The sequence below is a fragment of the Nonomuraea longispora genome, from assembly GCF_004348345.1.
GTDB lineage: Bacteria > Actinomycetota > Actinomycetes > Streptosporangiales > Streptosporangiaceae > Nonomuraea > Nonomuraea longispora.
On record NZ_SMJZ01000035.1, the window covers coordinates 15,579 to 27,650 of the forward strand.

Genomic DNA, 12,072 nt, shown 5'->3' on the forward strand with positions numbered 1-12,072 from the left:
ATCAGACGGTTTGACTCAGTCGAGCACCGGCTCCTGGTGCGGCCCGCCCTTCAGCTCGTGGAAGCCCTCCGTGCCCGCCACCAGCAGCGTGCCGTCCCACAGCCGGCCGGCGTCCTCGCCCCGCGGGACACGCGACATGACAGGGCCGAAGAACGCGACGCGCCCGCCGCCGTCCGCGCCACCGCCTGTGCCCGTGACTGCCACGATCGGCGTGCCCACGTGCTCGCCGACCAGGGCGACGCCCTCGGCGTGCGAGGCCCGCACGTCGTCGTCGTAGTCGGTGGACGTGCCCGCCGCGGCCAGCTCGGCCGGCAGTCCCGCGCTCTCCAGCGCCGTACGCAGGTCGGCGATCCAGTCGCCGCCGCCGGTCGTCCACAGCGCGGTGTAGAACCGGCCCAGCGCCTCCTGGCCGTGATGCCGCAGGACGGCCGCGCACACGCGTACCGGAACCCACAGGTAGCCCTCGGGGTCGCCTTCGGGGTCGTCGTCACGGCCCTCGTTGAGCACGGACAGGCTCATGACGTGCCAGCGCACCTCGACGGGCCGCACCTTCCGCACCTCCAGCAGCCAGCGGGAGGTCACCCAGGTGTAGGGGCAGGACGGGTCGAACCACATGTCGGCGACCTGAGGCGTAGTCACGCTCCGACCGTATCCCGATCACCCGGCCGCCGACAGGCACCTCGCGTCGGCTGCGCACGCAGGGCCTTGCCGGTGAAGCAATGCACGAGATGTCCTCGGTGTCCTCAGCCCACCTTCACGTTCCCGCCGGCGGGCGGCTCGCCGTCCCCGGGTCCGGCCGGTTTGAGACGCGGTGGTTCGTTCCCGCCTGGCGCCCCTGGCTTCGGAGGCGGCAGTTCCGGCGGCGGATCGCGGAACAGCTCGGGTATCGACCGGTAGAGGATCGCGGCGATCGGCACGGCGACGACCGCTCCCGCGATGCCCGCCAGGATGCCGCCGACGGCGAGCACGAGGATGATCGCCAGCGGGTGGAAGCGCAGCACCCGGCCGACGATCAGCGGCTGCAGCACGTGGTTCTCGAGTTGCTGCTCCACCACCAGGATGCCTACGAAGATCAGCGCGTAGACGGGGCCACGGGAACCGAGCGTGACCAGCGTCGCGACCGCCCCCGCGAAGAAGATGCCGACGATGGGGACGAAGCTCGCCAGAAAGATCAGCAGGGCGAGCGCCGGCCAGAGGGGCACACCCATGACCGCCAGGACGATGCCGATGACGATGCCGTGCACCGCCGCCACGGCCACGGTGCCGTGCACGTAGTGCGACAGCGTGGCCCAGGCCGTACGTCCCGCCCTGTCGACGCGCGGCGCCGCCGTACCGAAGCCCCTGAGGAACCAGGCCCAGATCCGGTCGCCGTCCTTCAGCAGGAAGAACGTCACGAACAGCAGCAGCACGATGGAGGCCAGCACCTCCAGCACCACCATCGTGCCCTGGAGAACGGTGGTGGTGATCTGCTGCTGCTGCGCCCTGATCAGGCCCGCGACGTCCTCGACCCACTGGCTGAGCTGGTTCGGCTCCAGGCGCAGCGGGCCGCTGTAGAGCCAGCCCTCCACGGTCCTCGCGGTCTCCTGCACCTGCTTGACCAGGCCGGGGAACTCCTTGTTGCCGCGTACGCCGATGATCCAGCCCGTCCCGGCCAGTACGGCGAGCGCGACCAGCATCGTCACCCAGGTGGCGTAGATCGGCCGCATGCCCGCCTCGCCCAGGCGCCTGGTCAGCGGGAAGAGCAGCGCGGTGAGCAGCAGGGCGACCGCCACGGGCAGGGCGATGAGCCGCATCGCCGCCACGACGCCGATCAGGTAGTTGGCCACCACGCCGACGAGGATCAGGCACGCGCTCCACGCGGCCATCCTGGCCAGCAGCGGCGGCACCAGTCCCCACAGGGGTTCCCGACCGGGATTGAGGTTCTTCACACAGTCACCTCTGCCCCGAATGGCCGGGACTCCACGGCGGCCGGCGCCCCGAACCTCAGCAGCCGTCGCGGGTCGGCGTGACAGGCCCGACGGAGCAGGAGTGGATCGCGGCGCCCGCCTACGAGCGCCAGTTGTGTTTGATCAGCAGGTTGCGGGCGTCGTCGGCGACGGCCGCGTCGGCCACGACGTCGTAGCGGTCGGCGACGACGGCCTGCTGGGAGACGAACCCGGGGCCCTTGTTGACCAGGTAGGTGACCAGGCCGAACGCGGCGCCGAAGAGCGCGCCGTACGCGAGCCCGCCGAGCACGAGCGCCCCTGTCGAGCCCGTCGAGCCCGTCGAACCGGCAAAGAGCGGCATGAGCAGGCCGATGATCAGCCCGAACCAGAGGCCGGTGGCGGCGCCCGCGGCCGCGGCGCGGCCCGCGGTGGCGCGGCCCATGACCGTCTCGACCAGGCGGAGATCGTGGCCGACGATGCCGGACCGCTCCACGGGGAACCCGTTCTCGGCCAGGAAGCCGACGGCCTTCTTGGCCTGCTCGGCGGTGGAGTAGGTGCCGATCACCGGGCGGTCTTCCACTGCCGGCAGGACAACCGTCGGTGCCGTCTTGAACATCGTGGACCCCTTCCTTCGTGATGGGCGTGGCGGAGGCCGCCACGCCCATGGTCACTTCGTGAGTGCCCGGGCGGCGTCGCCCTTGGCGATCTCGACCTTGTGCGGCTGGGCCGCCTCCAGCACCGGCACACGCACGATGAGCACGCCGTTGTCGTATGCGGCCTGGACGCCGTCGGCGTCGAGGTGTTCGGGTAGGTAGACCTGCCGGGTAAAGGTGCCGGTCGAGCGCTCGTGGACGAACACGCCCTCGTCCTCGGTGTAGGTCTCCTCGCGTCGCGCGCTCACCGACAGGACGCCGCCGTCGACCGTGACCTCGATCGAGTCGGGGTCGATGCCGGGAAGGTCGAAGCGGAGCAGCACCTCGTCGTTACGGCGGACGGCGTCCATCGGCATCGACGTCCACGCGCCACCGAACACGGGCTGCGTCAGCCGCTCCAGCTCGCGGAAGGCCGAGTCGATCGACGTGAGCCGCATCGTCTGCCACCTCCGTGTGTGGTTCGATCCTTCTATATATGGCTTCATAAAACATATAACTACAGTTGCAGGTTTCTGTCAAGCGGCGCGAAATGCGATGGGATTCTGTCGGCCCCGGATGGTAGGAACAGTGCGGCGCCGCCACCGCGGCCCAAGGGGGGAAGGACCTGCCGGTGACCACCAACAGCTCGGAGTTCTCCGTCTCCGGCCCGCGCTACGACCGGCGCGGCCCCGTGCGCTGGCTCTGGTCCCACCTGCGCCGGCATCCGCAGCACCTGGCCGGGTTCCTCGGCGGGTCGCTCGTCATGATCGTGCTCAACGCCGCCGTGCCCCTCTTCACCGGCGACGCCTTCGACGCCGTGCTGGGCGAGCGGGGCGAGCCGGCCTCCGCACTGTGGGCGATCACGCTGGCGATGCTGGCGCTGGTCACGGCCCGGGGCCTGTCCGACCTGGTCGCCCGCATGGGGAGCGAGGTGCTGGCCAAACGCCTGGAGCGTGACGCCCGCGACGAGCTCTACGTCGCCCTGCTCGGCAAGAGCCAGACCTTCCACAACCGCCAGCGCGTCGGCGACCTCATGGCCAGGGCGGCCAACGACATCCGGCAGTTGTCCATCATGATCAGCCCCGGCGTCGACCTGATCGTCGACTCCTGGCTGAACGGCCTGGTGCCGTTCTTCTTCATCGCCGCCATCGACCCCCGGCTGCTGCTCGTGCCCGGCGTCTACACGCTCGTCTTCGTGTTCGCGCTGCGCCACTACATGCGCAGGCTCAACCCGGTCTCGACCCGCATGCGCGAGCAGTTCGGCGAGCTCAACGCCGGGCTCAACCAGGCCGTGCGCGGCATCGAGGTGATCAAGGTGACGGCGCAGGAGGGGCAGGAGCGTCGGCGCTTCCGCGCCGACGCGCGCCTCTACCGCGACTCGTTCGTCCGCAACGGCCTCATCCAGGCCCGCTATCTGCCCACCTTCCTCTACGCCTTCGCGGTGGCCGGCGCCCTGGGGCACGGCCTCATGTTGCAGGGAGCGGGGGCGATCACGGTCGGCGACCTGGTGGCCTACATGGGCCTCGTCGTCATGCTGGGCTTCCCGACGCAGATCTCCATCTTCACCTTCTCCCTGGTGCAGATCGGCATCGCCTCCTCCCGCCGGATCCTCGACATCATCGGCGCCGAGGCCGAGCTGGAGCAGCGGCACGACGGCCGCGCCGCGCCCATCGCCGGAGAGATCGTCTTCGAGGACGTCACGTTCGGCTACGACGAGGGTGACCCGGTGCTGCGCGGCGTGACGTTCAGCGTGCGGCCCGGCGAGACGGTGGCGATCGTCGGCGAGACCGGATCGGGCAAGAGCACGCTCACCAAGCTGGTGCCGCGCATCTATGACGTCACCTCGGGCCGCATCCTGGTCGACGGCGTCGACGTACGCGACTGGGACCTCGACTCCCTGCGCTCCCAGATCTCCACCATCGAGCAGGACATCGTGCTCTTCTCCCGCTCCGTGGCCGAGAACATCGCCTTCAGCCTGGGGCAGCGGGCCGACCGCGAGGCCGTGGTCAGGGCGGCCGAGGACGCGCAGGCCGCCGAGTTCATCGCCGAGCTCGACGACGGCTACGACACCGTCATCGGCGAGCGCGGCGTCACGCTGTCGGGCGGCCAGCGCCAGCGCCTGGCCATCGCGCGGGCGCTGCTGACCGAACCGGCGATCCTCGTGCTCGACGACTCGACCAGCGCCATCGACTCCGCCACCGAAGACCTGATCCAGCAGGCGATCGGCCGCGTGCTCGACGGGCGCACGACGCTGCTCATCACCCATCGGCTCTCCCAGATCCGCTGGGCCGACAAGGTCCTGCTGCTGCGGCGGGGCGAGCTGGTCGACTACGGTACGCACGACGAGCTCATCCGGCGCAGCCGCCTCTATCGCCGGATCTTCTCCCACTACGACGAGGTCGAGGTGGCCGCGGACGCGGCGGCAGGCCCGCCGGCCGGACCGGGCGAGCCGAAGGCCCCGGTCCTGGAGAGCGAGCAGGGGAGGGCCCGCTGATGGGCTTCCTCATGGACGGCCTCGACGCCGAGGACTACGACCGCGCCTACAACGACCGCGACCTGCTCCGCCGGATCCTGTCCTATTTCAGACCCAAGCTGGGCGCCATGTTCGTGGTCGCCTCGATGATCGTGCTGGGCTCGGTCAGCCAGGCGGCCGTCCCGCTGCTGGTCAGCCTGGCCGTCGACGCGCTCGCCGACGGCACCATCGCCGAGGTGGGGCTGCACCTGGTGGGCGGCACCCTGCTGGCCGGAGTGCTCGGATGGGGCTTCAACTTCGTACGACAGTGGCAGAGCGCGCGGGTCACCGGCGACGTCGTCCTGCGGCTGCGCGAAGACGCGTTCGACGCCGTGCTAGCCCGCGACCTGTCCTTCTACGACGAGACGCCGTCGGGCCGCATCGTCAGCCGGGTGACGTCCGACACCGACGACTTCGCCACGGTCTCCACCCTGACGATGGACCTGATCAGCCAGGTGCTGATGGTCGGCTTCGTCACGGCCCTGCTGTTCTTGCGCAGCGTCGAGCTCGCCCTCCTGACGATGCTGGTCGTGCCGATCGTGGTGTGCATCGCGCTTCTGTTCCGCCGCCTCGCGCGAGCCAGCACGCGCCACGCGCAACGTTCGCTGAGCCGGGTCAACGCCAACCTGCAGGAGACCATGGGCGGCATCGCGGTGGCGAAGAACTTCCGCCAGGAGCAGCAGGTCTACGACGAGTTCCGGCCCATCAACCGGCAGAGCTACCGCGTGACGCTGCGGCAGGGGTTCGTCTTCTCCGCCGTCTTCCCCGTGCTCTTCCTGGTGGCGGGGCTCGCCACGGTGGCCCTCGTCCAGCTGGGCGGCACGGCGGTGATCGGCGGCGGCCTGAGCGCCGGCGACTGGTACCTGTTCCTGCAGGGCGTCGCGCTCTTCTGGCTCCCGCTGACGTCCATCGCCGCGTTCTGGTCCCAGTTCCAGCAGGGGCTGTCGGCGTCCGAGCGGGTCTTCGCCCTCATCGACGCCGAGCCGCGCGTCGTGCAGACCGGCGCGCAGGACCCCGGCAGGCTCGCCGGCCGCATCGAGTTCCGCGACCTCACTTTCGGCTACGACCCGGGCAACCCCGTGCTGCGCGACTTCAACCTGCTCATCGAGGCGGGCGAGACCGTCGCGCTGGTCGGCCACACCGGAGCGGGCAAGTCCACGCTCAGCAAGCTGATCACCCGCTTCTACGAGTTCCAGCAGGGCAGCCTGCTGATCGACGGCCACGACATCCGGGGCCTCGACCTGCCCGCCTACCGCAGGCAGATCGGCGCGGTCCCGCAGGCGCCGTTCCTGTTCAGCGGCACGGTCGCCGACAACATTCGCTACCCGAGGCCGGAGGCGAGCGACGACGACGTGCTCGCCGCCGCGTCGGCGGTCGGCGGGGGCGACTGGGTCGACGCGCTCCCGCACGGCCTGCGAACCGACGTGGGCGAGCACGGCCGCGCCCTGTCCATGGGCCAGCGCCAGCTCGTCGCGCTGGCCCGGCTGCTCATTCAGGATCCCGCCATCGTGGTGCTCGACGAGGCCACGGCCAGCGTCGACCCGCTGACCGAGGCCCAGATCCAGGAGGGCCTCGACGTCGTGCTGGCCGGCCGCACCTCGATCGTCATCGCCCACCGGCTGTCCACCATCGAACACGTCGACCGCATCATCGTGCTCGACCACGGCCGCATCGTCGAGGAAGGCGACCACCCCACGCTGCTGGCCCGGGGCGGCCGCTACTGCCAGGTCTACAACACCTACTTCCGCCACCAGTCACCCCACTACCGCGCCGGCACCGGCTTCGTCCCCGTCAGCTCTTCCTAGCGAAGCCACCCCCCGGCACGCGGCAAACACGTCGAGCGCACCCGACACCAGCCGTTCCAGCGGCGGAGGGTGTCGGGGGCCTCAGAGCACGAGGCGTTCCGAGGTGCCGCTCTGCCACTCCACCACCAGTACGGTGGCGTCGTCCTGGAGCCGGCCGCGCTGGTGTTTCAGGATGGCCTGGATGAGCCGCCGCAGCGTTTCGGGCACGGTCAGCCCGTCGGCCTCGTGGCGGATGAGGAAGTCGATGAACCGTTCCAGCCCGAACAACTCCCGGTCGGGGCTCTGCGCCTCGATGATCCCGTCGGTGTAGAAGACCAGGCGATCGCCCGGCTGCAGCTGATAGCCGAGCAGCCCGGTGTCCGGGCTCAGCCGGAACCCCATCGGCGGGTCGGGTTCGGCGGCCAGGGTCGTCACCCAGCGGCCTCCGCGCAGCACCAGCGGCGGGTGGTGTCCCCGGTTCACCCAGCTCAGCTCGCCGGTGCGCAGGTCGAGGCCGGCCAGGATCCCGGTCGCGAACCGCCCGGTGAACTGCTCGGCGATCGCCTCGTCGATGGCCTGGCCGGCGGCCACGAGGCCCGTGCCGTGGATGCGGGCGTTCCGGCAGGCGCCCATGGCGACGGTGGCGGTCAGCCCGGCCGACGTGTCGTGGCCCATGGCGTCGAAGACGGACACATGCAGGGTGTCGCCGTCGATGGCGTAGTCGTAGGCGTCGCCGCCCACTTCGTACGCCGGCTCCAGCATGGCGCTGACCACCACGCGGTCGTTGGCGAACGTGCCCGGCGGCAGCAGGTTGAACAGCACCTCGGCCGACAGGGTCATCGGCTGGACGCGAACCAGCCGCGCGTAGGAGTCGCTGTGGGAGCGTTTGGTCGCGAGGATCAGCCCGATGAGCGATGCCAGCTGAGCGACCCGCCGTTCTGCGGTCTCACCGGTTTCCGGCATGGTCGCCTGGAGCACGCCGAGGCGTTCGGTGCCGTCGAGGATGGGCACCCACACCCGCGGCTCCTTCCCGGGCCTCGGCCGCCGGCTGCGTACGATCTCCACGTTGCGGAAGGCCCGTCCGGCGAGCGTGGTGTCGATGAGGATCGGTTCGAGCACGTCACCGTCGCCGTTGCGCTGGCGCGGCAGGGGTACGAGCCGCTGCTGCTGGAGGTCGGTCACGTAGATCAGGACCTGGGAGAAGCCGGCCGGGCGGGCGTGCTCCGCGACCACGCTGGGCACGTCCTCCAGCGCGCTCAGGTGGGCCGCCTCCAGCAGCCCGCCCAACATCAGCTCGCCGTCACTTCGCATGCGCAGGACTCTCCTCGCGACCCTCCCGTTGCCCCACGTCATACCCAGGGATTCCGCACCTCATGGGTGGTTTCTCCCGAAACGAGCCGGGGCCCGCACCATGTCGGTGCGGGCCCCGGTCGTGCGAGCTTGGTGCCGTGTCAGGCGGGAACGATGTTCTCCGCCTGCGGACCCTTCTGGCCCTGGACGACGTCGAAGGCCACCTTCTGGCCCTCGGTCAGCTCACGGTAGCCACCGTTGGAAACGATGTTGGAGTAGTGCGCGAACACGTCGGCGCCGCCGCCGTCCTGCGCGATGAAGCCGAAGCCCTTTTCAGAGTTGAACCACTTCACGGTTCCGGTCGCCATGTCTATCTCCTTTAGATAGGAGGCGGGACGAGATCCGCACGTTACGGACCCCGCGTCGCTGGAATGAGCCCATCCGGAGATGACCGGAAACAAAAAACGCACCTGAAGATCAATCTCGTCAGGTGCGCACAAGTCTTATGGGTAACACATCTGCAACTGCTCTTAGGCTATCACACATCGCCTCGTGTGTGCGTCATGAACGCACGGCACGAATCTCCGTCACCACGAACTCGTCGACGATGTGCTGGTTCTGCACCAGGAACCCGACCACGCCCGCCACCGCCTCCGCGCCCACCGCCGCCCGCGCCTGCCCGCTCAGCAGGTAGACCAGAGGCGTCGACGGCTGGTCGATCGCGAACTGGCGGTCATGGCGGTGTACGTCGTGGAGCGCCCTGATCGGGATGGGCTTCACCGAGGTGAACCACACCGCGACGTCCCACAGCGGCAACGCCGGGTCGGCCTCGCCCGCGGCGCGGTAGCAGGTGACGCAGCCGTTCCCGGCATGCTGCCCGTGCGGGCACGTCCACTGGGCGATGTCGGCCCGGCTCTGGTCGTGGCCGCTCAGGATCGCGGCCTCGGTCACCCGGCGGCGCGGCGATCTCTCTTCGTACGGGCGGGAGCCGTCGCGGCGATGATCGGTCGGGCGGGAGTGGTCGCTGGCGATGATCGGTCCCTCCGCTCCCAGGTCGGCCTTCGATCCTATCCGCAGGCGGCCGGTGTGGCGGGCTTCGCCCTGCCGGTGGATCGCGTCCTCCCGCCCGCGAAGGTGCGTGCGGCGGCGGCCAGCATGGGGGCGTAGGCCAGGAAGCCAGCCGCTCCACACCTCGGCGTGGGGCAGGAAGCCGGCACGCGTACGGCCCGCCGCTCGCGGGGCGGGCCGGGAATCTGCCGCGTTCGGACCGGTCGACCCGCCACACGGACACGAAAACGACCCGCGAGCCGGCCACGGACAGGAGGAGACCGGGATTGGCACCGATCAACCGGACAACCATCCGATCACCCTGTCCGGCACCGGCTCGCGGGAGCGCGGGTCACCGATAGGCCAGGCGGCGCAGCAGGATCTCCGCCGGGCCGCGGTGGCCGACGCGGCGCATGAGGTCGGCGATGACGAGCGACAGCAGCCAGGTCGCCGTGGCCACTCCCGTGGCGCCCGCGAGGCCGAGGTCGTCCTGCAGGCCGAGCCCGTACGGGAAGAAGAGCGCGACGAACACGACGGACTGGAAGAGGTACAGGCTCATGGAGCGCTGGCCCAGCGACTGGAGGGCGGTGGCCAGGGCGTTCGGCCGCCGGATGACGGGGATCGCGGCCAGGCCCATGATCGCGGCCAGCCCGATGCCGCCGAAATGCCCGGTGAGCGGCTGGAGGAGCGAGGCGACCAGTGCCGACGTGCTCGACGGCCCGGTCCACCAGCCGGCCTGCATGAGGCCCGCGGGAACGGAGCCGAGCAGTGACACGGCGGTGGTGGTCACGGAGACGCGGATCAGCAGCGTACGCTGCTTGAGGGGCTCCTCAAGCAGCCGGCGCCGCGCGGCCCAGATCCCGACGACCACCCCGGGGACGACCATGACGACGCCGATGAGGAGGCCGAACGGCCACACCATGAGCCGGCCCATCAGCAGATCGGAGAGGCCGTCCGCGCCGGGGACGATGCTGCCGGCCTCGTACGTCGAGGTGCCCTCCGACAGCGGGAACCACATGGCGAGCCCGACCAGCGCCGCCGACGGCACCAGCACGATGCCCGACAACCACAGGAGCGTTCTGTCCTTGGCCCGCAGCAGGCCGACGCAGAGCAGGGCGGCGATGCCGTACGGGGCCAGGATGTCGAGCGGGACGAGCACGATGACGTGCACGAACCCGAACGCGAGCAACCACCAGCCCCGGCGGCGCAGCAGCTTGCGCACGCTCACCCAATCGTTGCCCCGCTGCAACTGCCGGTTGAGCAGTTGCACCAGCGAGTAGCCGAACAGGAACGCGAACATCGGTCGCGCGTGGTTGTTGATCAGTAACTGGTGCAAGAAGGCGAGGACGTCGTTGAGCAGCCCGGGGCCGCTGTCGACGGCCTTGACGTAGAGCGGCGCGTGGGCGTACGCGATCGCCAGCAACATGATGCCCCGGGCCAGGTCCGGGGCGGGTGCCCGCGCGGCCGGGGTGGGCGAGCCCTTCGGTGCGGTCGAGGAGTGGAGTGACGTGTTCACGGCTGAGAACCCCCTTGGATGCTGCCTTCGACGCTAATGAGCCAGGTCAGGAGCCGGAATGGGGGTGAGGGCACGCCTGGGGTGCACCTAGGTGCACCCCAGGTGCACGGGCGGCCGCGGGTCGGCCCCATAACGAACGGATTGCCGCCGCGGGTCCCGCGCCGTGCCTCCTTCCGCCATCCCGGGACGGTACGCGAGCATGGCCTCATGACGAAGCTCACTGGACAGCAGATCGCCGCCGAAGCGCTCGACGGGTGGGTGCTCCTGCTCGGCGGCCTGCACACCCGCATCAGGACGGGGAACTTCGCGACCGGGCTCTCCGTCGTCGACGCCATCGGCGCGGCGGCCGAGGAGATGGACCACCATCCCGATCTCGACCTGCGCTACACCCACGTCGACGTCCGGCTCACCAGCCACGACACGCGCGGGGTCACCGAGCGCGACGTCCGGCTCGCTCGTACGATCTCGCGGATCGCCGCCGACGCCGGCGCGGAGCTGGAGAGCGCGAGCGTGTCCCGCATGGAGCTCGCCCTCGACACGCCGTCCCATGAGGAGGTCCTGCCGTTCTGGGCCGCCGTGCTGGCCATGAAGGACCAGTCGGAGGCCGGGGTCGACGACGAGGTGCGCGACCCGTACGACGTGCTGCCCGCGGTCTGGTTTCAGAAGTCCGGCAGCGAGGAGCCCCGCCAGCGCTGGCACCTGGACGTGTGGGTGGACCCGGAGCAGGTGCGGCCGCGCATCGAGGCCGCGCTCGCCGCCGGGGGCACCCTCGTGGACGACGAGGGGGCGCCGAGTTTCTGGGTGCTGGCCGACCCTGAGGGCAACCGGGTCTGCCTGTGCACCTGGCAGGAGCGCGGCTGACGGTTTACGTCGGATAGAGGCGGGGGCGGTGGGTAGCGGTTCCTCCATGACAGAACGTGTGCCCGACCCCGCCCACCGCCGGCCCGCGGGCCTGGACGACGTCACCGTCGAGGCGCTGGGCGGGCTCAGCGAGGCCTTGGAGACGATCCACCGGGCCAGAGGTCATCTGTACGCGATGCACCAGCTCACCGGCAGCGCCGACTTCGCGCTGGACCGGGTGGTGGAGCTGCTGCGCCGGGCCGGGCATGACGTGTGGGCCGACCGGATCGAGCACGAGCTGATCGGCCGTAACGTCATCGACGGCCGGTGGACGTACCAGCTCGTCGAGGAGTACGACGACGGCTACTACCGCGAGTTCCAGGAGCTGGAACGGGAGGTCAGGGAGAAGCTGGCCGGAGGGCTGCGCCACCTGTACGAGGCGGAGCTGAAACAGCGCCGCCGCACCCCTGGCCGTCCGGGACACGAAACGGCGCCAGGGAATTCGGCGCCCTCCTGACACCTTCTG

General features: G+C 70.3%; 12 protein-coding genes. 4 read left to right on the top strand and 8 right to left on the bottom strand.

Features of this window, described 5'->3' with window-relative positions; translation table 11 throughout:
- Positions 1-15: 15 nt before the first annotated feature.
- The 4 genes from E1267_RS12105 to E1267_RS12120 form a co-directional block, all read right to left on the bottom strand.
- Positions 16-615, bottom strand: a complete 600-nt coding sequence (locus E1267_RS12105; RefSeq protein ID WP_132332557.1) for a DsbA family protein — start codon at positions 613-615, stop codon at positions 16-18.
- A 128-nt stretch (positions 616-743) separates the two neighbouring features.
- On the bottom strand, positions 744-1,928 hold the full coding sequence (locus tag E1267_RS12110) for an AI-2E family transporter (RefSeq protein ID WP_246063785.1): 1,185 nt from the start codon (positions 1,926-1,928) through the stop codon (positions 744-746).
- A gap of 118 nt (positions 1,929-2,046) precedes the next feature.
- Complete coding sequence (locus tag E1267_RS12115; protein WP_220449437.1) at positions 2,047-2,505, bottom strand: general stress protein; 459 nt, start codon at positions 2,503-2,505, stop codon at positions 2,047-2,049.
- An 87-nt stretch (positions 2,506-2,592) separates the two neighbouring features.
- Entirely contained in the window at positions 2,593-3,015 is a 423-nt protein-coding gene (locus tag E1267_RS12120) for an Hsp20/alpha crystallin family protein (RefSeq protein WP_132332528.1), read from the bottom strand.
- A gap of 173 nt (positions 3,016-3,188) precedes the next feature.
- Between E1267_RS12120 and E1267_RS12125 the strand changes: the two genes are divergently transcribed.
- On the top strand, positions 3,189-5,051 hold the full coding sequence (locus E1267_RS12125) for an ABC transporter ATP-binding protein (protein ID WP_165959570.1): 1,863 nt from the start codon (positions 3,189-3,191) through the stop codon (positions 5,049-5,051).
- Entirely contained in the window at positions 5,051-6,874 is a 1,824-nt protein-coding gene (locus E1267_RS12130) for an ABC transporter ATP-binding protein (protein ID WP_132332529.1), read from the top strand. The genes E1267_RS12125 and E1267_RS12130 overlap by 1 nt, the downstream gene beginning before the upstream one ends.
- A gap of 81 nt (positions 6,875-6,955) precedes the next feature.
- On the opposite strand, the gene E1267_RS12135 is transcribed toward E1267_RS12130, so the two are convergent.
- From E1267_RS12135 to E1267_RS12150, 4 genes are all read right to left on the bottom strand, one after another.
- Positions 6,956-8,164: a PP2C family protein-serine/threonine phosphatase gene (locus E1267_RS12135; protein ID WP_132332530.1), complete on the bottom strand. Its 1,209-nt coding sequence runs from the start codon at positions 8,162-8,164 to the stop codon at positions 6,956-6,958.
- 140 nt (positions 8,165-8,304) lie between these two features.
- A complete protein-coding gene (locus E1267_RS12140) occupies positions 8,305-8,511 on the bottom strand; it encodes a cold-shock protein (protein WP_055509312.1) in 207 nt (68 codons plus the stop codon).
- Positions 8,512-8,704: 193 nt separating this feature from the next.
- Positions 8,705-9,094: a hypothetical protein gene (locus tag E1267_RS12145; protein WP_132332531.1), complete on the bottom strand. Its 390-nt coding sequence runs from the start codon at positions 9,092-9,094 to the stop codon at positions 8,705-8,707.
- Between the two features lie 448 nt (positions 9,095-9,542).
- Positions 9,543-10,706, bottom strand: coding sequence for a DUF418 domain-containing protein (locus E1267_RS12150; RefSeq protein ID WP_246063787.1), 1,164 nt, complete (start codon positions 10,704-10,706; stop codon positions 9,543-9,545).
- Positions 10,707-10,913: 207 nt separating this feature from the next.
- On the opposite strand from E1267_RS12150, the gene E1267_RS12155 reads away from it, so the two are divergent.
- Positions 10,914-11,567, top strand: a complete 654-nt coding sequence (locus E1267_RS12155) for a 4a-hydroxytetrahydrobiopterin dehydratase (protein ID WP_132332532.1) — start codon at positions 10,914-10,916, stop codon at positions 11,565-11,567.
- Between the two features lie 46 nt (positions 11,568-11,613).
- Positions 11,614-12,063: a hypothetical protein gene (locus tag E1267_RS12160; protein WP_132332533.1), complete on the top strand. Its 450-nt coding sequence runs from the start codon at positions 11,614-11,616 to the stop codon at positions 12,061-12,063.
- The last annotated feature ends 9 nt before the right edge of the window (positions 12,064-12,072 follow it).